Source organism: Hyalangium versicolor, from assembly GCF_020103695.1.
GTDB classification, from domain to species: Bacteria; Myxococcota; Myxococcia; order Myxococcales; family Myxococcaceae; genus Hyalangium; species Hyalangium versicolor.
This window is the reverse complement of sequence record NZ_JAHXBF010000002.1, coordinates 192,470-213,500: the sequence shown is the minus strand read 5'-3', so window position 1 is coordinate 213,500 and position 21,031 is coordinate 192,470. Positions and strand designations below refer to the sequence as shown.

General features: G+C 66.2%; 14 protein-coding genes. 4 read left to right on the top strand and 10 right to left on the bottom strand.

The window, feature by feature from the left end; translation table 11 throughout:
* Nucleotides 1-55: 55 nt before the first annotated feature.
* The 4 genes from KY501_RS04410 to KY501_RS04395 form a co-directional block, all read right to left on the bottom strand.
* Complete coding sequence (locus tag KY501_RS04410) at nucleotides 56-955, bottom strand: MBOAT family protein (protein ID WP_224361250.1); 900 nt, start codon at nucleotides 953-955, stop codon at nucleotides 56-58.
* Nucleotides 956-1,038: 83 nt separating this feature from the next.
* Complete coding sequence (locus KY501_RS04405) at nucleotides 1,039-1,641, bottom strand: hypothetical protein (protein WP_224361249.1); 603 nt, start codon at nucleotides 1,639-1,641, stop codon at nucleotides 1,039-1,041.
* 109 nt (nucleotides 1,642-1,750) lie between these two features.
* On the bottom strand, nucleotides 1,751-3,319 hold the full coding sequence (locus KY501_RS04400) for an acyl-CoA carboxylase subunit beta (protein WP_224361248.1): 1,569 nt from the start codon (nucleotides 3,317-3,319) through the stop codon (nucleotides 1,751-1,753).
* A gap of 9 nt (nucleotides 3,320-3,328) precedes the next feature.
* Nucleotides 3,329-3,478, bottom strand: a complete 150-nt coding sequence (locus KY501_RS04395; RefSeq protein ID WP_224361247.1) for a hypothetical protein — start codon at nucleotides 3,476-3,478, stop codon at nucleotides 3,329-3,331.
* 271 nt (nucleotides 3,479-3,749) lie between these two features.
* On the opposite strand from KY501_RS04395, the gene KY501_RS04390 reads away from it, so the two are divergent.
* On the top strand, nucleotides 3,750-5,435 hold the full coding sequence (locus tag KY501_RS04390; RefSeq protein WP_224361246.1) for a hypothetical protein: 1,686 nt from the start codon (nucleotides 3,750-3,752) through the stop codon (nucleotides 5,433-5,435).
* 93 nt (nucleotides 5,436-5,528) lie between these two features.
* Here KY501_RS04390 and KY501_RS04385 read toward each other — a convergent pair whose 3' ends face one another.
* The 3 genes from KY501_RS04385 to KY501_RS04375 all read right to left on the bottom strand — a co-directional run bounded on the left by KY501_RS04385 (nucleotide 5,529) and on the right by KY501_RS04375 (nucleotide 11,203).
* Nucleotides 5,529-6,650: an MBL fold metallo-hydrolase gene (locus KY501_RS04385; RefSeq protein ID WP_224361245.1), complete on the bottom strand. Its 1,122-nt coding sequence runs from the start codon at nucleotides 6,648-6,650 to the stop codon at nucleotides 5,529-5,531.
* Complete coding sequence (locus tag KY501_RS04380) at nucleotides 6,647-7,783, bottom strand: tetratricopeptide repeat protein (protein WP_224361244.1); 1,137 nt, start codon at nucleotides 7,781-7,783, stop codon at nucleotides 6,647-6,649. Before KY501_RS04380 ends, KY501_RS04385 begins: the two co-directional genes overlap by 4 nt.
* Nucleotides 7,784-8,422: 639 nt before the next feature.
* A complete protein-coding gene (locus KY501_RS04375; RefSeq protein WP_224361243.1) occupies nucleotides 8,423-11,203 on the bottom strand; it encodes an NHL repeat-containing protein in 2,781 nt (926 codons plus the stop codon).
* Between the two features lie 378 nt (nucleotides 11,204-11,581).
* On the opposite strand from KY501_RS04375, the gene KY501_RS04370 reads away from it, so the two are divergent.
* From KY501_RS04370 to KY501_RS04360, 3 genes are all read left to right on the top strand, one after another.
* Complete coding sequence (locus KY501_RS04370) at nucleotides 11,582-14,416, top strand: CBM96 family carbohydrate-binding protein (RefSeq protein ID WP_224361242.1); 2,835 nt, start codon at nucleotides 11,582-11,584, stop codon at nucleotides 14,414-14,416.
* Between the two features lie 85 nt (nucleotides 14,417-14,501).
* Complete coding sequence (locus KY501_RS04365; protein ID WP_224361241.1) at nucleotides 14,502-14,879, top strand: hypothetical protein; 378 nt, start codon at nucleotides 14,502-14,504, stop codon at nucleotides 14,877-14,879.
* 102 nt (nucleotides 14,880-14,981) lie between these two features.
* Nucleotides 14,982-16,133, top strand: coding sequence for a site-2 protease family protein (locus KY501_RS04360; RefSeq protein ID WP_224361240.1), 1,152 nt, complete (start codon nucleotides 14,982-14,984; stop codon nucleotides 16,131-16,133).
* 18 nt (nucleotides 16,134-16,151) lie between these two features.
* On the opposite strand, the gene KY501_RS04355 is transcribed toward KY501_RS04360, so the two are convergent.
* From KY501_RS04355 to KY501_RS04345, 3 genes are all read right to left on the bottom strand, one after another.
* Nucleotides 16,152-18,299, bottom strand: coding sequence for a M4 family metallopeptidase (locus KY501_RS04355; protein ID WP_224361239.1), 2,148 nt, complete (start codon nucleotides 18,297-18,299; stop codon nucleotides 16,152-16,154).
* A 242-nt stretch (nucleotides 18,300-18,541) separates the two neighbouring features.
* The gene (locus KY501_RS04350; RefSeq protein ID WP_224361238.1) at nucleotides 18,542-19,933 is read right to left on the bottom strand and encodes a hypothetical protein; all 1,392 of its coding nucleotides are present in this window, start codon (nucleotides 19,931-19,933) and stop codon (nucleotides 18,542-18,544) included.
* A gap of 91 nt (nucleotides 19,934-20,024) precedes the next feature.
* Nucleotides 20,025-20,885: an alpha/beta fold hydrolase gene (locus tag KY501_RS04345; RefSeq protein WP_224361237.1), complete on the bottom strand. Its 861-nt coding sequence runs from the start codon at nucleotides 20,883-20,885 to the stop codon at nucleotides 20,025-20,027.
* Nucleotides 20,886-21,031 lie beyond the last annotated feature (146 nt).

Below are 21,031 nucleotides of genomic sequence, written 5' to 3'. Positions count from 1 at the left end.
ACCACGCCCTCTCGGGTTGACTCGTGAGGGCAACCTGTCTGCCTCAACTCACGGCTCATCCCCAGGTGTCGACGATCTGGAGCACCGGCTCGACGAAGAGAGGAGAGCTGAGGAGCAGCAGTCCCAGGGTCCACACCCGGTTCCACGGGGCCCGCCAGCGGACGACACCCAGGGCCCGCTCCGCCCACAGGAAGGGAAGCTGCAGCAGGAAGAAGGCGCCCATCACGGCCGCCCAGCCCAACCCCACCGCCGGCACCATGAAGGTGAAGTGGATCAGCGCGCTGACGACGAACGCCAGCGCCAAGCCCAGCTCCGTGTATCCACGGCGGGCCAGCGGCGCGAAGAAGGTCTGCTTCAGGAAGCGGTGCACCGCCCGGTTCCACCGGCGGCTCCAGAACTCCGTGATGCTCTTCGATCGGATCGGATCATCGTGAAGCGGGCGCGGATCGACACCGACCAGGCCATAGAAGAGGATCACGACAGAGACCACTGTCTCCACGGCTGAGTACGTGAACACCACGCCGGTGCTCCATCGCACTGCGAGCCGGGCCGCGCCCGACAGGGAGTGGCTGCTGAAATACACCCCGGCCCAGCCCGCGACCACCAGCGGCCCGCAGATGAGCAGCCGGCTCAACGCGAGCCGATCCAGCGAAGGGGCGATGCGCTGCACCCGCAGCGTGTCCACCAGTCCCACGGTGTGCCAGAGCCGACGCGCCACGGGCACAGGCCGCCGTTCCCGGAGCAGCTCCACGGTGCGAGCCGTGAACCAGATACTGCCCAGCGCCAGGAACGCTCGGTAGGTGGGGTGATCGCTGGGCGCCAGATAGGGCACAGGGGCCGTCGCCGCGACGAGCACCACCGCGGCACCTCGCTGCCAGACGGGACCCGTGGCCAGCAGCGCCGCGATCAGCGCCACTGCATAGACCAGCCCCACGTAGAGGACGAGCAGCAGCACACGGCGAATCTATCACGCGAAGGATCCGCCCTCGTGCTCCCTTTTCTCGCTTCGGGCCACGAAACAGCGGCCCCGGCTCACGGCTACTTGCGCGTGGCGCTGAGGTAGCGCTCCATCAGGGCGCGAGCCTCACTGAGCTTCGCCTCGACGAAGCGATCCTCCTCATCCGGCTCCGGAGGAGGCGCCGGTTGCTCGGCTGCTGCCTTGCCGTCCTCGCCGAAGTCCACCGCGGCGGCCAGCAGGTTGCGCGCCGGGTTGTTGCCCAGCAGGCGGGCGAGCACCGTCGTTTCCACCTCCAGCCACTTCGCCGCTTGACGCAGCACGTCCAGGAACTCGCCCTCCAGCATCTTCGAGGGCCGCCCCGGGCCGCCAACGCACACCCGCGCGTAGCTGTTGGCCCGGTCCGCGAACAGCCCCACGGCGCGATCCCGGAAGTCCTGCGCCAGCGCCTGGGTCACCTTGTCCAGGTGCTCTTCCATGTAGCTCTCCCGAGGCTTGCGGGCCGCGGGCACCGTCACCTCGGCCACATGCCAACCCGCGTCCGCCAGCGCGTTGTGGCTCTGGATCCACTTCACTTCTGGCATGGTCTGTCCGAGTTCCTCACATACCCGCTTCAGTGTCTGGCGCAGGGCAGTGAGGTTTCCTTCGACGTCGGACAGGAACAGGATGAGGCGCGGGTGGGACAAGAAGTTCTCCTGAAAGTGAGCACCGTACAAAGCTCGCGCGCCGCCCGAGAATTTCCCGGACGGCGCGTGCCTGCCTGCTTGGCGGGTGCTCCCGGAGTCCGTCCCGCCCCTACAGCGGGATGTTCCCGTGCTTGCGCGGCAGGTTCTCCTGGCGCTTGTCCTTGAGCATCTCCAGGGCCCGGATCACCTTCGCCCGGGTCTGCTCGGGGCGAATCACCTCGTCGATGTAGCCCAGCTCCGCCGCCTTGAACGGGTTGGCGAACTTCTCCCGGTACTCGTTCACCAGCCGCGAGCGCTCCTCGTTGGCGTCCTTCGCCTTGCCCAGCTCGTTGCGGAAGATGATGTTCACCGCGCCCTCCGGCCCCATCACCGCGATCTCCCCCGTCGGGTACGCGTAGTTGATGTCCGCGCGGATGTGCTTGGACGCCATCACGTCATACGCCCCGCCGTATGCCTTGCGGGTGATGATCGTCACCTTGGGCACCGTGGCCTCGGCGAACGCGTACAGCAGCTTGGCCCCGTGGGTGATGATGCCGCCCCACTCCTGGTCCGTGCCCGGCAGGAAGCCCGGCACGTCCACGAACGTGACGAGCGGGATGTTGAAGCAGTCGCAGAAGCGCACGAAGCGGGCCGCCTTCACGCTCGCGTCGATGTCCAGGCAGCCCGCCAGCACCGCCGGCTGGTTGGCCACGATGCCCACCGGCCGGCCGTTCATCCTCGCGAAGCCCACGACGATGTTCTTCGCGTAGTGCTCCTGCACCTCGAAGAAGTGCTTGTTGTCCACCACCGCGCGGATGATGTCCTTGATGTCGTACGGCTTGTTCGGGTTGGCCGGGACGATGTCCTTCAGGCTCTCCTCGGCTCGGAACGGATCGTCGTCACACGGCTGGACGGGCGGATCCTCCTGGTTGTTGGAGGGCAGGAACGAGAGCAGCTCGCGCGTCATCACGATGGCGGCCTGCTCGCTCTCCGCCGCGAAGTGCGCCACGCCGGACTTCTGGTTGTGCGTGAGCGCGCCGCCCAGCGCCTCCTTCGTCACCTCCTCGTGCGTCACCGTCTTGATGACGTCCGGGCCGGTGATGAACATGTAGGAGGTGTCCTTCACCATGAGGATGAAGTCCGTGATGGCAGGCGAGTACACCGCGCCGCCCGCGCACGGGCCCATGATGAGGGAGAGCTGCGGCACCACGCCCGAGGCCAGGGTGTTGCGCAGGAAGATGTCCGCGTAGCCGGCCAGGCTCTCCACGCCCTCCTGGATGCGCGCGCCGCCCGAGTCGTTCAGCCCGATGACAGGCGCGCCCACCCGGGTGGCCATGTCCATGATCTTGCAGATCTTCTGCGCGTACGCGCCCGACAGCGAGCCGCCGAACACGGTGAAGTCCTGGGCGAAGACGAACACCTGGCGCCCCTCCACCGTGCCGTAGCCGGTGACGACGCCGTCGCCGAGGATCTTCTTGTCCCCCATCCCGAAGTCGCTCGAGCGGTGGGTGACGAACTTGTCCAGCTCGGTGAAGGAGCCAGGGTCCAGCAGCAGATCGATGCGCTCGCGAGCGGTGAGCTTGCCGGCCTCGTGCTGCTTGGCAATGCGGTCCGCGCCGCCGCCCAGCTCGGCCTGCTTCTCCATCTGTTCGAGCCGTGCGCGAAGAGGGTCCTTCTCCGAAGTTCCGTCGATGGGCATGGGCGCCGTCTAGCACGATTGGGGAACGGCAGGCAGCAGGTGGGCCCGGACGTACTCCGCATCCGTCGTGGCCAGCAGCCGGGGCAGGGCGTTCAGGTCCAGGTGGTTGGACGACAGGTGGTCCGCGAAGGCGCGGCCCAGGGTGCCCGCCGGGGGCATGCTCAGTGCTCGAAGATCCACTGGGCCCAGCCGAGGCCGCTCACGCAGAGCCAGTGCTGCGCGAACCGCTCTGTTTCATCACCAACGGAGCCCTGCCTGAGCTTGAGAAGTGTGTGGTGATGTATCCCACTTACCCCTGTGTGGAATCAGGCGAAAAGATGCAAATGGGCTGAATTGCTGGTGTAGGGGAAATTCGCCGGAAATAGCCTTGTGTAACCGAATATCAGCGGACTCCGTACGAGAGAGCACTCCCTCTCCCAGGAGCATACACATGCTGACGACTCGGAGCGTTTCCACTGGTACCCCCCGTCGTGCGGAGCAGCCGAAGCCGGCTCCCGCTCCTGCGCCCGCGAAGGCGAAGCCTTCCAGCCCTGCGGCGGCCTCGACGAATCCTGCTGTCGCCGCCTACCGCGGTGAGAGTTCCTACGCTCCGGCGCAGCGGACGACGGCGTCCACCGTCGCTGGGGCTCCTGGGCCCACGCCGTCCCCCTCTCCGGGTCCTCGGCCCACCCCCGTGCCGGGCTCGATCCAGGAGCTCAAGGACGCCAAGGAGAAGGTGAAGAAGAAGGATGAGGAACTGGCCGGGAAGCTGGCCCACCTTGGCCCCGCGTTGACGGATGCGCAGAAGCAGAAGTTCATCAAGGCCTGGCACGACGAGAACAAGGAGACCTACCAGGCCGAGGCCAAGGCCGCGTCGGCGCTGAAGAAGCAGCTGCAGGATCCCGAGGTGCCCGCGGATCAGGCGCGCAAGGGCTACGCCGCGTTGGCCGACAGCCCCGAGGCCAAGGCCGCGCTGGACTGGGCGTCCAAGGAGTGGGCGAAGCCCGGTTCGCCGCAGTACCACAACCAGGAGGTGGCGGACCTCGCGGCGAAGGCGGGGGCCAACGCGGCTCCGGAGATCATCAGTGAAGCGGAGACTCCCCGGAAGGGGGTGGAGCAGCTCGAGAAGGCGCTGAAGCCTTTCATCGACGGGAAGGACGTCGTCAAAGGCGCGGGCGACGTGCAGCGGGGAATCGAGATCGCCAAGGCCGCCGCTGATGGAAAGTATGATCAGCTGAAGTTCCTGGCCAAGGACTGGAACGAGAAGAGCCCCCTCTTCAAGGCCTTCGCCGTGGGCGGGGTCGTGGCCGGTGCGAGCAAGGCGGCCAAGGAGGGCGCTGACAAGGAATACGCCGCAGCCATCAAGGATCTGGCGGGGGCTGGCAAGGACGGCCTGAATGTCCTGGCGGGGGCCACGCACTCGCTCTCGGAGAGCGGCAAGCTGGCCGATCTGCTCGGGAAGAACGCGCCCAAGGCCGAGAAGCTGGCTGAGCTGGGGGCACGGTTCGCGCCAGCGCTCGGCGCGGTGTCCAGCGCCGCTTCGTTGGCCGATCACGTGGGAGAGGAGGACAAGAACGCGGGGACTTTCGTTGCCATCGCCGGTGACGCGCTCAGCATCGCTGGCAACGTGCTGGAGTTGACGCCCGCTGCGCCGGTGGGAGCCGTGATCAACGGCGTGGGCTCGTTCCTGTCCGCGGCGGGAGACTTCGCCAGCACCCTCATCACCCGCCACGCGGACCAGAGAGAGGACAAGAAGCTGCTCGAGCAGGCCGGAGTCCCCAAGGAGATCGTTGATCCCCTGTCGAAGGCGAGCTCGAATACGCGGCAGTTGGAGAAGTACGGCCTGAAGCCCGAGCAGGTGCAGCAGCTCGTCAGCCACCACTCCGACCTGATCAATCTGGGAGGTTATGGGGAGAGCATCGTGAAGGCAGGGAAGGCGGTGGGCGTGCCGGCGGACAAGCTCGACACGTTCATCTCGAAGCTCGATGAGGCGTACAAGTCCTCCCAGGCCCAGTACGGCGACATCTTCCGGAACATCATCGAGAACGCCGAGACAACTGGGGGCGATTACACCCAGACGCTGCGCGAGCAGATCAAGTCGAGGGCTCCCGAGGCCTACAAGCTCGGGAAGGCCTGAGCCTCGTTCCCGCCAAGGGCGTTCTCACTGAAACGTCCTCGAGACATGGACGGCCCTACCCTTCTCTAGGAGGGCAGGGCCACCTGAGGCTGGTCAGTGAATGAACCACCGACCCTGGCCGCCTGCCGACATGTCCACCGAGCCGTCCTCCTTGAGGACAACGGCAACGAACGGGGCCGCCGACTGCATGGCGGATGTGGATCCCAGCTTCCAACCGGCGGCCTCGACGCGCTTCTGAAGCCCTGCATCACAGGCAGAGATACCCATCTGGGCACTTCGCGAGAGAAGCTCTTTCAAGACAAGGTCGGCTGGTAATGGCGTTGGGGTGAAGGGCGCCAGGACTGACAGGGTCGAATCGTCCGGTTTGCGGTGTCGGTCCCAGGCGGGGGGGTAGAAGGAGTGCCTGGATCCATGATGCGCCACCTTGATCAAATCCAGCTCACGCAGAAGGGGACCATAGCCATCCCGATCCGCATGGGCGATAGCTCCCTTCCAGCCCGAGTGAGGCGAGCGGTTCCCGTTCTCGACGTCTCCTGCGAGTAGGAGCTTCCGGTTCTTCCACCGGATGGCCAACGCCAGAGAAAGAACGTTGGCTGCCAGCGGCAGTTTGGCCTCGCCGCGCAGCAACTTCCCGGCGAAACCTGCCAGCTTGGGCTCTCCCAGGGGCCCCGTGTCGATGATGCGCTGCCACAGTTTCCGGACGCGCCCCTGGTCATAGCTCGTCGGCGCCAGGCACTGGACCTCATACTCCGTCGTGTCGTGTGGCCAGCGCCTGCTGCTGTGGTTGGCCTCGATGACATCTCCCACAGCCTCGGAATAATCATCGATCGCCTTCAGAGCCTCATGAAGTTCCTTGAGGCGCTGGCTGGTCTTGTCTCGGCGGGCCCAGTGCGCCACCAGATCGCGTACATATCCCGCGAACGGATAGCGCCAGATCCGTGTAGGAGAGAATCGCTTGACCAACTCCGCAAGACCGCGAAGGTGATCGAGGTCTGGGTGGCTGAAGACGAGGAGGTGGATCTGGGAAACTCCCAGATGGCTCAACAAGGAAGCAGTCAGGTTGACTCCTCCCTGCATGCACGAATCCACGACGACGCAGCGTCCGTCCGGCAGGAGCAAGACCTGGCTCTCTCCTACTCCCGCACCCAAGACATAGACGACGAGCCGATCCACGCCGGAGCGAGGAGTATTGGCGCCAAACAGCGCTCCGCTCATGTGCCCGGAGTCCCCTCGGGGGCTGCGGGCCGCGCGTTTCTCACGACTCGCGGGGCGAACCGATCGAGCGTGGTGCCCCAGCGGGAGAAGATCTGGCTCAGCTGTCCTTCCTGGTGCCCTCTCTTGAGCCCACGAAGGACTGCCTCGGCGAAGTAGGAGACAGCTTCCTCGTCACCGAACTCCTGGATGTACCGTTTCAGCCCCTTCTCGAAATCACTGAGGACAGGCTCCCCCAGTTCGCCTCGGAACCCCAACCATCGCCCATGATAGAGGGGGTTGTTCGGAACCAGGCTGTGCGCCCTTCTATAGGCGTCGCGAATCTTGTCCCGCTTCATGCCGCCGTGAGCGCGAGCGAGATTGTACCCAAGATACTCCCATGAGTATGGGTCCTGCTCATCGAATTCCTTGACGAGGAGCTCGAAGAGCTCCGCGGCGCGTGAGTGGTCCTGGCGCGCCTTGCTCAGGTAGGTGGCCAATGAGCGGAGCTCATTTCCATAGAAAGCAGCCGTGCTCTTGGCGCGCTCGATGTTTCCTGCTTGTACTGCATGGAAGTGGATCTCGATCTTCTCGTCTGTCGAAGACCCTTCGAGTGGTTGAGCCGATAACCATTCGTGGGTCTGCCGGATGACGTCCGTCATGCTGAACCGCGCATGGCGGGCCACCATGGTGCGGATGAAGCGAGGCATGTAGACCTTGTCCGGGGCCTCACCGGGCGCTTGCTGCAACAATCCCCCCTCCAGCAACTGCGTTACGGCCTTCCGTGGAACGCGCTCTGCACCCACTTCCTGTGAGAACTCGAAAGCCCCCAGGGAACCGTTGAGGTGCTGCGCCGGGCGGACAGCACTCAGGACCTTGGCGGCGTCCTGGCAGGAGGAAGGAAGCGCGTCGTAGGCCACGGCGAGGACGTGCGCATTGAAGTCATCGACCGTCTCTACGATATCCACCAACTCCTGGGGCTTGAGGAGCTGACGTTGCAGGAGCCACGAGACGACGGGACGGCATTCCGGAGCAAACGCCGCGGTTTGTTGTACGCCTGTAGACGCGACGAAGTCCTCCTCGGGTTCCACGACTTCCGCGTCCAGTTCAGCGAGCTTGGGAGATGCCTCCTTCGCTACGCTGGGACGCAGAATCAACCAACCCCCTCGATTGATTGCCTCACATAGGGTGTTGAAGAACTCCGCCCGGCCCCGAGAAGTGTAGGGGTCCTCCCATCGGTCCGCTGTAGTGGGGTAGAGCGCATCGATATCCGCGATCGCAATAAGGAAGCCATGGCTGTGATGGGCCGCTCCTTCGATGATCCGCTTCAAGGCAGAATGTCGATCAGCCCAGGAGGAGCGCTTGTCCCGACAGACCCGAGCCTCCTCCTCTCTGTCTCCCGCTTTGGGAGCAAGGTGATCGGCAAGCAACACCGTCAGTCTGAGGTGATCATCCGAATCCCCATAGGCCGTCAGGCACGGAGGCAAGTGAGTAGCCAGGGGCACGGTTCCTACCGAGATCACTGAGCGCTTGAGAGGACTCATCAGCTTGGAAGACTGCGACTCCAGTACGCCCTTCGCAGGGGAATTCGCGGCAACGCTGCCCGCAGACGCTGCTGTCCCCTCAAGTGTATCAGGAACCCACCTTGTGCGCAGGAGAGTGAGGGCTCAGCCGTTCCTCCTGTTGGGTCCGCATCTCCAGGAGATGACGGTTGCAGGGCCAGTGCGCCAACTCTGAAGGCACAGTTCCAGGGTGGGACTGTGCCTCAGAGGGAGCATGGCCCTGGTCAGCGTGGTTCAGGGAGACTTTGGCAGGACGAAGTACCAGAGGAAGAGATCCCCCGGATCCTGGCTGAGCTCGACCGTGACGCTGCAGGCATCCCCGAGCACGTCGAACGACTCGTTGTCCCGGGTGCCATAGGCCGCGTACCAGACGCACTGATAGCCGGCGGGCGGCGTGAAGGTGAACGTTCGCGTGCCTGTGCCCAGCGGCATGGGCTGGCCGAGGTAATCACCGAAGTAGAACGCGGGCTCGTCGCAGTTCCAGCGGGCCTCGCCGAGTTCGGGCTGGGTGACATGGATTGTGGACCCGAGCCCCGCGGCGGTGATGAAGGGCGTGCCAGGGCAGGGCCCGCGCGTGAGCCGGTTCCCATCGAGCATGTCACTGCCGGAGACCCCCACGGCGCCTGTGACGTTGAAAGTCGCGGGAGCAGCGAAGGGCGTGAAGTAGATCATCACCCGGCCCCGGTTGGCGTCATAGACGTAGAGGTTGTCTTCCGCGTCGAAGGTGGCGCCCACGGCCCATCCATAGAAGTCAGCGAGCTGGCTCGTAGGGCGGGCGTAGGCCGGGTCCCGCGGGTTGCTGGGGTTCACGAGCGTCGGATCGTCGTACACCTGGACGAAGCGCTCGCCGGAGTACGGGTTGAAGCCCACCACCATCCGGTTGGAGCTGTCGAACGCCGGCTCGAAGGTCATGTGAGCGTGAGGGAACTCCGGCGTGGAGTCGCGGGGGAACTCCTTGCTGGCCGCGGGCGCATAGAGGACGGCGGTGGGAGCGCTCGGGAAGAGCTCCTGGCGGAACATCAGCATGCGCCAGTTGCCCTCCGCCTCGAGGAAGTGGTCCGACACATAGAGGTTGCCCTGGCGGTCCAGAGAGAGCGCCCCCGGGTAGCAGAGCATGGTGAGGTCCGCGACCAAGGGGGTGCCGGTATTGGGCGCTGGCACGATGCCCTGGTTGCACTGGGTTCCGGTGGCGCTGGTCTGCCCGAGGATGATGTCCACCACCGGGCTGGCGGTGAGGGGACCCCGGATGCGGAAGACGCGGTGCAACCGCGGCTGCGCCACCCAGAGGTATCCACCCTCCGGAGTGGGCGCTAGGCCGTACACCTCGCCATCGTCGGCGAAGGAGATGCTGCCGCCGCCGAGCACGTTGACGGAGCTGATCGTCTTGAGCGAGGACGCGCCGGTGGTGAGCGGCGCCTGGTAGACGCGGATCTCGTGGGTCTTGGTGGCCCACACGCGTCCGCTGGCGTCGGCCTTGAGCTGGCCGAAGCCAGGAGAGGGGATCTCCGTGGCGGAGGAGGCACCCACGTAACCATCCGGCGCCTCGCCCTGGGTGAGCGTGGCGGGATCATTCCAGAAAAGGAGCCGGCCATCCGAGACAAAGAGCTGGTTCTGCGTGACGGCGACACCGACCCAGGCGGAGTGCTCCAGCCGCCGCGCGGTGGTGAGGTTGTAGCTGCCCGGCGGGGTGAAGAAGTTCAGGTCCTTGAGATAGCTGCCGTTGGCCTGGGGCGTGAGCCGCTCGACGTCCTGGCCATACACATAGGAGGTGAGGAGCATGCGCTTCTGCGCATCGAAGCCAATCGCTCCGCCGCCATGCTGGGTCAGTCGCGGGGGCTCGGCGAGGAGCGTGCCGGTCCACGACCAGAGACGGATCTGCGTGTCCCACACGTAGTGGTTGGTGGCCCAGAGGCCGCGGCCGTCTGGATCCAGCTCCACGCTCATGGGGCCCTGGTCCTGCGCGAAGCTCCCGAAGGTGGCGGTGGCCGCCATTCCACTCGTGAAGGGAGGCTGGAACACGAGGATGCGAGAGTTGTGCAGATCCGCGACGTAGAGCCGGCCATTCGGGTCGAAGGCGATTGTCTGCGGTGCATGCATCCGGTTCATCGCGGAGTCATGGGACCAGTCGCCTCCGGTGGTGAGGTTGGGCTGGCCGAGCACGAGATCCGCCGTCTTGGAGATCTGCCCATTGGCATCCACGGGGAAGCGCAGGACGCGGTTGTTGCCACCGTCGGCCACCCAGAGGTTGCCCTGGGCGTCCAGGCGAACTCCGCCCCCTGAACCGCTGATGGAGCTGAAGCAGAGCGAGGATGCGGTTGGCGCGGTGTTCGAGCCTCCCGTGTTGCAGAGGTTGCTGGCGAAGTCGGGCTGTCCCCACACCTCATCCGCGACGGTGTCGGTGGCCCACGGCTGGATGAACTTGAGGACGCGGTGGTTGCCCATGTCCGGGACGTACAGGTTGCCCTGGCCATCGACGAGCATGTTGGCGAAGGACTTGTCCTCGAGCGTGGTGTGGGTGGACTCGGGCATTCCGCACAGGGTGGAGGCCGAGGACGGGGGACGTTGGGGCCAGCTCTGGAAGCTCGAGTCGCGGTTGCACGCGCCGTGGTCGGACGCGGAGGGCTGGCCGAAGACGAGCGCCGCCGTACAGCGCTGGTTGCTCTGCCGCGCCGCATAGCAGGCGGCGAGATCGATCCCGAGGATGCGGCTGTTGCCCGAGTCCCAGACATAGGCCCGGCCCGGAGAGACGGAGCGGTCGACCACGACGCCGCCAGGGGCACTCACCTTGTCGGGGACGATCTCGCGCGGGGAGATCTCCACGAAGTCGCGCTTGCCCACCTGCATGTCGGCGATGAGATCTCCCGGCAGGCCACGGGTGAGCGTGAGTGCTTGGGCTGTCTGGCGGGTGGAGGCTTCGGGGGTGTGTGCCGGCGTCTTGCTGTCACAGGCCGCGCAGAGCACGAGGAGGACTGGGAAGTGAAGCGCTGCTCTCCAGCGTCTTGGCAATGTATCCATTTGCATCGAGAGGGTCTCCGTTGTCGTTCGTCGCAAAGTTGGAGGGAGTGGGCACTCAGCCACGCGGGACTGACGCTCGGTGAGGGGGCCCGGTTCCCCAATTCTTTGCAGCTCGAGCCCATTCGAGATGCGCGGCCAGCGTTCCAGCGCTCTGGGCACACCGTTTCTTCGGGCGGGAGCCAAGAGTGCTCCTCACGGCGAGAGTCCTGGCATGGCAGTGGAAGGCTTTTGCCCCACTCCCAGTGGCTACCTTCGCGTTGGCTTCTCTACAGGCGTCCCCGAGGAGGGCACATCGTGTGCACGCACTCACCGTCGAGTCGGACGGCATGGGGGCGTGACATGGAATGGAGGAAGTGGCCCAGGAGCGCGGGACTCCTGATGGCCCTGGTGGCATGGGTGGGGTGTGGCGGAGCGGTGACGGACGGGCACGAGCCCGAGGCAGCCGGGCCGGAACCCGAGCAGGGCGCTCGGGAACAGGAACTCGGCACCACCGTCAGCGTCAGTCCGGTGGCAGATGCCTATGTGGAGGAGGCTGCTCCCAACGCGAATCGAGGCACCACCGCGGACCTGCAGACGGATGGCTCTCCTCGCGCCGAGGCCTATCTGCGCTTCCAGGTGCCCGTCTCGAGCGGGACGATCCGCAAGGCCACCTTGCGGCTCTACGCGTTCAACGGCAGCTCGGACGGGCCGCAGCTCTACACCACCTCGACACCGTGGGACGAGCAGACGGTGACGTGGAACACGCGGCCCTCGCACGGGGCCACGCCGGTGGCGGACGTAGGCGCCGTTCCGGTCGACACGTGGGTTGAGTACGACGTGAGCTCCATCGTGCGGAGCAGCGGAGTCTATGCCTTCGCCCTGGTTCCCACGGCCACGGATGGCGTGGACTTCTACTCGCGAGAGAGCACCCAGGCCGCACTGCGGCCACAGCTCGTCATCTCCACGGAGGGTGGCGGTGACACCTGCGCACCGGGAGTGAGGACGCGGCTCTTCACCTTCTCTCCCGTGGATGACACCCAACTGTCCGAGTCCTCTCCAGGCACGGTGGGAGGCGCGACCGATTGGCTCTACTCGGATGCCTCGCCGATGACGGAGACCTACTTCCGGTTCGCGTTCGACTCGCTGGTGGGGCAGGTGAAGAGCGCGAAGCTGCGCTTCTACGCCTGGGATGGCACGAGCGACGGCCCCGCCGTCTACCCGGTGGACACCTATCAGCTGCGCGAGAGCTCGACGACCTGGGCCACCCGCCCGCCGCGAATCGGCCCGGCGATCGTGGATCTGGGGAGCATCACCTCCGGGAGCTGGGTGGAGGTGGACGTCTCGAGCAAGGTGCAGCGTAACGGCATCTTCGGCTTCGCGCTGGTACCGACCTCGTCGGACGGCCTCCGCCTGTGGAGCAAGGAGTACGCAGCCAATCCAGCGCTGAGGCCGCAACTCGAGGTCGTCACCGAGTCCACCGTCACGTGCGATGCCGAGCGCGTCTGTGATGTGGGGGGCACCTGCTGGTTCAATCCGATGCCGCACGGAGTGGATCAGACGGACACGTGGGGCAGCAGTCCCTCGGATATCTGGACCACGGGACCACAAGGCTCGGTCCTGCACTGGGATGGGGTGCGCTGGCGCTCCGTTGACAGCGGCACCCCCAACGCCCTGAACGGCATCTGGGGCAGCGGGCCTCAGAACATCTGGGCGGTGGGGGCGCAGGGCAGCATCGTCCGCTTCAATGGGACGGCGTGGACGGCCGTGCGGCCCGGCAGCACGCTCCAGCCGACGCTGCGCGACGTGTTTGGCACCGGGCCCTCGGATGTCTGGGCCGTGGGGCTGGGCGGGACGATGCTCCACTTCAACGGCACGCAGTGGCAACCGTTCGCCAGTGGCACGAGCGAGGACCTGTACGGCGTGTGGGCGTCGTCGCCGACGAACGTGTGGGTCGTGGGAACCCGAGGCGTCGTGAGGCAGTGGAACGGCACCACGTGGACCCAGCTCGCCTGGCGCGACGATGACGGGTTCTATCTGTACGGCGTCTTCGGCTTCGGGCCGAACGACGTGTGGATCATGGGCAACGAGTCCACGATCCAGCACTGGAACGGGAGCACGTGGACCACCGTGAACTACGACGGCGAGGGTGGTTGGTTCACCGCCGCCTGGGGCAGCTCGCCAAACGACGTGTGGTTCACGGGCCTCTGGATCAAGCACTGGAACGGGAGTTCCCTCGAGACGGTTCAGTTCGACGCTCCCAGTTGGCCGGATCCGATGATCGGTATCTGGGGCACGTCACCTCAGGACGTCTGGGCGGCAGGATGGTCGGGCACGTTCACGCGCCTGAAGGCCGGCAATGAGTGGGAGCTGCTGGGGCCGAAGAATCCCGGGCCAGGAGGCAACGCCATCGTCTATGAGCTGTGGATGGACTCGCCGGACAACGGCTGGGCGGCGGACGACGAAGGGCTGCTCCACTGGGACGGCGCCGAGTGGACCTGGCTGGAGGAGGTGGCCGGCTATCGGACGGGCTTCTACAGCGTGTGGGGCAGTGGCGCGAATGATGTCTGGGCCTCGGGGGCCTGGAGCACCGTGTCCCACTTCGACGGGACGCGCTGGAAGCACATGTATTGGGACGGCCAGCAGATGAAAGAGGGACTGGGCTTCTTCGGCAACTACCCCAATGGCACGACGATCTATGACATCTGGGGCAGCGGTCCGAACGATGTCTGGTTTGTCGGCCCGGGGTTCCTCCTGCACTGGAACGGGACCACATGGACCCAGATGCAGCCGCCCTCGTGGCTGAACTGGTTGACCAGCGTCCACGGCTCGGGCCCGAACGACGTGTGGGCGGTGGGATCCGGCGGGACGATGTTCCACTTCGATGGCACCTCGTGGACCAACTACACCATCGACATGGCGGACACGCTGGAGGCGGTCTGGGTGGCGAGCCCGACCGATGCGTGGGCGGTGGGTTTCTCCGGCAGGGCGATGCACTGGAACGGCACCTCCTGGGCGCAGGTGCCCACGAACACCTCCGTGGGTCTCAACGGTATCCACGGAACAGGCCCGAACGATGTCTGGGCCGTGGGTGATCAGGGCACGGTGATCCATTGGAACGGCACGGTCTGGACGCCGGTGCGCAGCGGAACGGGCCTCGGACTGCAAGGCGTCTTCGCGACGAGCTCAGGGAAGGTCTGGTTCAGCGGCCTCAGGGGAACCATCCTGCGCCGGTGAGCTTCTTCGCGGGCAGCGCACGGGCGGTTCCATTCTGGAAATGGCGGCCGCATATACTCCCGGAGTTCTCAGAAACGAGGGGGATATGAGCCAGAAGGATGCAGAGACCGCCCCGCTGCTCGCGAAGTTCGAAAGCCTTCCGGACCTCCTCGCGCTCGCCCGGCGCGAGGAGGAACAGAGCGGGGGAGACCGCTACGCCATCCAGGAGCGGCTGGCCAAGGAGCACCGGGCGCAACAGAAGCCCTTCGTTCTCGCCACGCCCATGCGCCACATGGAGCACTGCGCCTCGGGGGAGCACCGGTTCGGCGCCGTGCGCTACGAGCTCATCGTCCCTCAGGGTCGAGGCCTCTTCGGGGCGCGGGAGCTCTCGGTGAAGTTCTCCGAGGTGGATCTCCACGAGGTGCGCGAGCACGGGACCTCGTTCGCTCCCGAAATCTCGGACGTGTTGCGCTCACTGCCCTGAGCGCTCCACGAGCGGCCAGCAAGGCCCTCTCCCGCCACGTGCTTCCCTCCCTGGCACGACGGAGCTTTTCCGTGTGCCGGAGTCTTCTCCCAGGAGGCGGTGATGCGAGGAAGGCGTGGTGCGTTCCAGGTGGGCTCGTTCCGGGGCATCCCCATCCGCATCCACTTCTCCCTGCTCCTCGTGCTGCCTCTCCTCGCGTTCCTCTATGGAGGCGTCTTCCGGCAAGCCGCTCGCACCGCGCAGGTGCCGCCGGAGCTGGTGGGCGGCGTGCCCCTGCTCTGGGGCCTCGGGATGGCGGTGGGCCTGTTCGCCTCGGTGCTCCTCCACGAGATGGCCCACGTCCTCTACGCACTGCGCACCGGAGGGCAGGTGCGCTCCATCACGCTGATGATCGTCGGCGGGGTGTCCGAAGTGACGGAGCTGCCCCAGCGCTCTCGGGACGAAGTGCTCATGGCGCTCGTGGGTCCGCTCACGAGCCTGGGGCTGGGGGGCCTGCTCCTCGCGGTCGCGTGGCTGCTGCCCGAGTCCGGCGCCTTCAATCCCCGGTTCGCCCTCTCGTACCTGGGAGGCCTCAACCTCTTCCTCGGCGCCTTCAACCTGGTGCCTGCCTTTCCCATGGATGGTGGGCGCATCCTGCGGGGGTTGCTCGTGGGGCGCATGGGCCTGGTGCGCGCCACGCGCGTGGCCGCATGGGTGGGCAAGGGGCTCGCGCTGGTGTTCTTCCTGCTGGCGCTGCTCTCCCTCAACCCCTTCCTCGGGCTCGTCGCCTTCGTCATCTTCACGGGCGCCGAGGCGGAGTCCCGCCAGGTGCTCCTGCGCCAGGTGCTCGAGAAACTCCATGTGGAGCAGGTGATGACGCCCCGGTTTCACGGGGTGGAACTGAGCAGCTCCGGGGCGGAGGCCCTGGGCGATCTGCGCCGCGCCAGGAAGCCCGCGCTCCCCGCTATCGAGAACGATCGGCCCGTGGGGTGGGTGTTGCTCGAGGACCTCACGCAGGTCTCCGAACCGGAGCGCTCCCTCATCACCGTGCGAGACCGGGTGCGGCCGGCGGTGGAGGTGGCCCCCGAGGACAACGCGTGGCAGGCGATGCGGAAGATGGTGGAAGCACAACCGCCCCTGCTCCTCGTGCTGGAGCAGGGGCGGCTGGTGGGAACCGTGGACGCGGAGGATCTCAACGCGGCGGTGGAACTCCACCTGTCCTCCGAGGAGCGCGGAGGAGGCTGGCCGCGCTGGCGTCAGGAGCGTCCGGCCTGACGCCAGCCCGGAGGCTGACTACTTCTTGGTCTCGACGCCCACCGCGCTCCAGGCGTCCTTGACCTTCTGCACCTCGGCGGAGGTGGCGCCGTACAGGTCCGTGGCCGCCTTGATGCAGGCATCCCGCGCCTGGGAGAACGTGGTCTTCGGCGTCATGTACGTGGTCAGCGCGCGGCCGAAGATCTTCAGGCCCTTCTCCATGCCGATGCCGTCCTTCACTTCCATCTTGGAGGTGCGGTTCGTGCCGCCCTGGACCAGCAGGTAGAAGGCGTTGTTGGCGATGCCGCTGGAGCCGTGCACCTCGGTCTGCTTCGGGTAGTTCTTGTAGTTGTCGACCGAGTACCCGTCCTTCGTCGGGTCGTTCATGTAGCGCAGGGCGTCGTTCGGGTCGCCGTTGGTCGGCGTCCAGGCGTCCTCGCCCACGGAGAAGTCGAACTTCACCGACGGGTTCTTCTGGCTGGCGTACCACTCCACGCCGGTGCCCATGATGTCGCTCATGGCCTCGTTCAGGCCGCCGGACTCGCCGCTGTAGATGAGGCCCGCGGTGCGCTCGGTGAGGCCGTGGGTGATCTCGTGGCCGGCGATGTCCAGCGTGGTGAGCGGGCCGGAGTCCTTGCCGTCGCCATCACCGTAGTTCATCTGCGTGCCGTCCCAGTACGCGTTCACCAGGTTGTTCTCGATGTGCACGTTGGAGATGAGCTTCTCGCCCTTGCCGTCCAGCGAGTTGCGGCCGAGGATGTCCTTGTAGAAGTCGTAGGTCATCTCCGCGCCGTAGTGCGCGTCCACCGCGGCCTTGCTGCGGGGGTCATCCTTGGCCTCGCCCCAGACGTTGTTGGCGTCCTTGAAGTCGGTGGCCTTGGAGGCATCGTCCGCGTTGTGCGCGTCCCTCGTCACCACGCCCGAGCCGCGGGTGCTGTCCTCGAGGCTGTAGGTGCCGTCCGCGTTCTGCTTCGTGGAGAGGTCCACCTTGCCGCTGTAGAGCGTGTTGTCGTCCGCACCGCCCGTCGTCGGGGGCGGCTGCTGGGGCTCCTCCGCCTTGGCGGTGGCCGTCAGCGTCCAGCTCTTCAGCGTGCCCGTGTCCGCCTTGGCCTTGTCCTCGACGGTGAGCGTCCAGTCGCCCTTGGTCTTCTCACCGGCGAACTGGCTCAGGTCGAACGAGCCCTTGATGTCGTCGGCGCTGCCGCCCGCGCGGTCGCTGATGGTGGCCGTCTTGCCCGAGGGGCTGGTCAGCTTCACCACCAGGTCACCGCGGTAGGTGTGGCCCAGGTCCAGGTCCAGCTTCAGCTTGTCGATCGTCACGTCATCCGTGAGGGTGATCTTCGAGCTGGTGGTCTTCAGGTCCTCGATCTTCGCGTTCGGGGAAGCGGTGCCGGTGACGGTGGACGGCGAGGTGGCGCCGGCCTTGGGCTTCTCGATGCCGCCCATCTGGTTGAACTTCTCGACGACCTTCCCCGTGTCGCCGTCGATGAGGTAGTTCATCCGGCGGGGGCTCTTGTTGGCCTCGGTGGTGTTGGTCAGCTCGGCGCGGTAGCCGGAGTGATACTTGCCCTCGGCGTCCTGGAAGATGACCTTCTCGAGCACGGGGGCCTTGTCCGTCTTGCCCGCGAAGTCCTTCTGGGCAATGGCCAGCGCGTCCTTCTCGGAGAGCTTCAGCTGCTTGGTGCCCAGGCCCTCGGGGATGACGGACGCCTCACCGGTGACGCTGTCCATCTTGCCGTCGCGGTCCAGGTGGCCGATGACCTGCTCGCCGAACACCTTGACGCCCTCGTGCGTGCGGTCCATGCGCACGTGCGTCATGCCCAGCTCATCGCGCTCCACGGTGCGCGGGGTGAAGGCCTTGGAAGCGTCGAACGAGGGGCCGTTGCCACCGCGCAGCGAGGCGAGGCTCGCGCCGCCCGAGTTCTGCTGGTTCAGGTAGCTCAGCGTGGTCTGGATGGCGGCCTGGCCCTCCTTGCTGGTGGGGGACAGCGGGCCGGGCAGGGGAACCTCGCGGGCCGCGGCGCCCGTCAGGTTCGTCAGCGCCTTGGTGGCGGGGGTGAAGCCGGACGTGTCGGCCACCGTGTTGCGGGCCTGCGGCGTGGCGGACTTCACGGTGTTGCTCGGCTGCGTCTCCGTCGAGCGGGTGGTGGGAGCAACGGGGGTCTGATCAAGGCGACGGATGGTCACGGTATGCCTCTGAAGTGGGGGATTAATGTGTGAGGGACAACCGGATTATCGGCGTGGAGTGAAAGGTGTTGCGTCGTGGGATTAAATAAGTGGAAGTAGGTGTGAGTCGGTACTGGGCCCACGTGATTCTTGAGTCACGAGAGGAAAGTCCGCCGGGCCTTTCAGCGGAGCCGTAGTTTTCCTGGATGCTAGCACTCCTGGCCGGCAGATCCAGAGGGGGGGGACCTGAGAGGTCTCCCGGCTCAGGGGGACGGCTTGGGGCTGGAGGCGGGGAGAGCCCACGAGAGGGAGAAGCGGTGGGCGCCGCCGGGGGCGCTGTCGAGCCACCCGCTGAGACGCTCGCTGTTGGCGAGGAGCGGGCCGACTTCGGTGCTCATGGCGAAGAGGCCGGCGAGCTGCTGGTTGGACATGATGTCCATGAGGGACACCTGGGAGAGCGCGCGGGCCATGCGCTTGGGGTCCGCGGTGAAGTCGACGGCGTGAGGCAGCTTCGCGCCCTTGTCCGAGAGCGATTGCAGCAGGCCCTTCACGACGGCCTCGTCATTGCCGATGAGCAGGTGGTTGCCCTTCTGCCGCACGAGGACGGAGCCGCCCTTGAGGGCCAGTGCGTACCCGTCCTCCAGGGGTTGGGCACCGGGGAAGCGGGCCAGGGGGGCGAGTGCCTCCTTCACCTTGGAGGGGTCCTTCACCTCGGCGGCGATGACCTGGCGAGGGGCGAAGAAGCGGCCTTCGGGAGTGCGCAGCGAGGCCTTCACCTGCACGCTGTCCACGAGCACGAGGAGGTGTCCGGTGAGCTGCTGGGTGAGGGCCTGGGTGACGGCGTTCACCTGATCCGAGGGGCACTCGGTGCACAGTTGCTGGATGCTCGCGCGCACCGAGCCGACGGCCTGGGTGAGTCCGGCGGGTGCTACCTGCGCGCGGCTGAAGAGGAGACCTGGGAGCGTGATGGCGCCATAGGGGCTGGCGCTCGAGGACTGGAAGGGGGGCAGGGGGAGCTGGGTGGCGGTGCCATCGACCTGGAGACCCTCGGGGGTGCCGTCGAGGCCGAGGGCCATCCGCGAGCCCTGGAGGACATAGACGGCGCCGGGCAGCTTGCCGAGCCGCGCGTCGGGAGCGGGGGCCTTGCCGAGGACCTTCACCGTCTCATTGAGGAGATCGTCATCATCATAGAGGGTGGCGAAGGAGCACACGTCCTGGCCCTTGAGGGCGTAGCCTGCACGTCCAGTGCCTCGCGGGGCGCTGGCGGTGGTGATTCCCTTGGAGGTGGCGGTCTTCACCTCACCACCGGTGGCGAGGGCCTCTTGGGCCTTGGCCTGGAAGAGCTTGGCGTCGGTGAGCCGCACGCAGGAGATCTTCCCGCGCGTCACATAGGAGAGGGTGGCGGAGGCGGTGGAATCGATGCCCACGGTGGAGAGGGACTCGGGGCGCATCGGGTCCAGCGAGAGGAAGGGATGGAACTCGGGGCTCCAGGTGGAGGGGCGAGCCAGGGCGGCATAGGTACCGGCGCGCGACATGAAGGCGTTGAGGCCGGAGAGCTTGTCGAGCCGGGGGATGTGAACGACGGTGTTCGCCGATGCGGTGGCGCGAGGAGCGGGCGCCGCCGCGAGAGTGGTAACCAGGAGGAGCGAGAGCATGGACCCAGGTGAGAGCAGCGGTGCTCCCACCCTGTCAAGCTGAAGGCCCCGGGTTCATTCAGCACGGAGCAGTCGGGGCCTGAGGCTCGAATCAGCTATTCGCGATGAAGCTGGTGATCAGGTCCGCACTGATTTGGGGCGCTTCGTGCTGGGGCCCGTGGCCCATCTGCGGGAACACCATCAGGTGCACGGACTTCGTCTGTGGAGTCACGTCGAACCAGTTCTCGACAGGGAAGACGATCTCCTGATCTCCGGAGATGACGAGGGTGGGGATATCGGTCGCCTTGAGGAAGTCGCGGTAGCCGTTGTCATCGACGAAGATGTCATCGCTCTTGGTCTCGGCCAGCAACTTCATGACGGTCTCGATCGGGATCGCCGGGCTGACGCTCGTGGTCCGTGCCGCGATCCGGTTGTGCGAAGCCAGCGCGGCGGCGCGAGACTTCGGAGAATCCGGATGGAAGAAGAGCACGATCTCATCATCCAGATCGTTCACCGGCTTCAGGGCGCGCTCGTAGAAGATGGGCTTCGCTCCGAGGCGGACCTTGCCCGGCGGGGTGGTTCCGATCAGGACAAGCTTGATGACGCGCGCGGGATTCAGGCGCGCCACCACCTGCGCCGCGATGCCACCCAGCGACCAGCCGCCGATGACGAAGCGCTCCAGGCCCAGCGCGTCGGCCAGGTCGACGGCATCCTGCGCCATCCTCGTGCGCACGTAGCTGGGCTCGCCGGTCGACTGGCCGAGGCCGGAATAGTCGAAGGTGATGACGCGGTTGTGGGCGGCCAGCGCATCCAGGAAGGCCGGGTCCCACGAGTCGAGGATCCCGCGAAACCGCAGGCACAGGATGATGGGGACGCCCTTGCCGATGTCGCGATAGGCGATGCGACGGCCCTTCACCTCGACGAAGCGGGTGGGCACATTGACGGCGGTATAGGTGGGGACAAACGTGCTCATGGTCGGGTCCTTTCTGCAGTGGAAGGAGGCTCGCCTCGTTGTTTCGAAATCGAGACAGAGTATGGAGACGGACTGTTGAACTGTCTTTTGTACGCTTGGGTGAGCCGACCTAAACCTTGGTATGGGTCCTCCACCGCTGAGTACGA

Excerpts from the sequence above, each read along its gene's own strand:
- KY501_RS04400 (WP_224361248.1), bottom strand. The coding sequence starts at position 3,319 with ATGCCCATCGACGGAACTTCGGAGAAGGACCCTCTTCGCGCACGGCTC.
- KY501_RS04395 (WP_224361247.1), bottom strand. The coding sequence starts at position 3,478 with ATGCCCCCGGCGGGCACCCTGGGCCGCGCCTTCGCGGACCACCTGTCG.
- KY501_RS04390 (WP_224361246.1), top strand. The coding sequence starts at position 3,750 with ATGCTGACGACTCGGAGCGTTTCCACTGGTACCCCCCGTCGTGCGGAG.
- KY501_RS04385 (WP_224361245.1), bottom strand. The coding sequence starts at position 6,650 with ATGAGCGGAGCGCTGTTTGGCGCCAATACTCCTCGCTCCGGCGTGGAT.
- KY501_RS04375 (WP_224361243.1), bottom strand. The coding sequence starts at position 11,203 with ATGGATACATTGCCAAGACGCTGGAGAGCAGCGCTTCACTTCCCAGTC.
- KY501_RS04370 (WP_224361242.1), top strand. The coding sequence starts at position 11,582 with ATGGCCCTGGTGGCATGGGTGGGGTGTGGCGGAGCGGTGACGGACGGG.
- KY501_RS04365 (WP_224361241.1), top strand. The coding sequence starts at position 14,502 with ATGAGCCAGAAGGATGCAGAGACCGCCCCGCTGCTCGCGAAGTTCGAA.
- KY501_RS04360 (WP_224361240.1), top strand. The coding sequence starts at position 14,982 with ATGCGAGGAAGGCGTGGTGCGTTCCAGGTGGGCTCGTTCCGGGGCATC.
- KY501_RS04350 (WP_224361238.1), bottom strand. The coding sequence starts at position 19,933 with ATGCTCTCGCTCCTCCTGGTTACCACTCTCGCGGCGGCGCCCGCTCCT.
- KY501_RS04345 (WP_224361237.1), bottom strand. The coding sequence starts at position 20,885 with ATGAGCACGTTTGTCCCCACCTATACCGCCGTCAATGTGCCCACCCGC.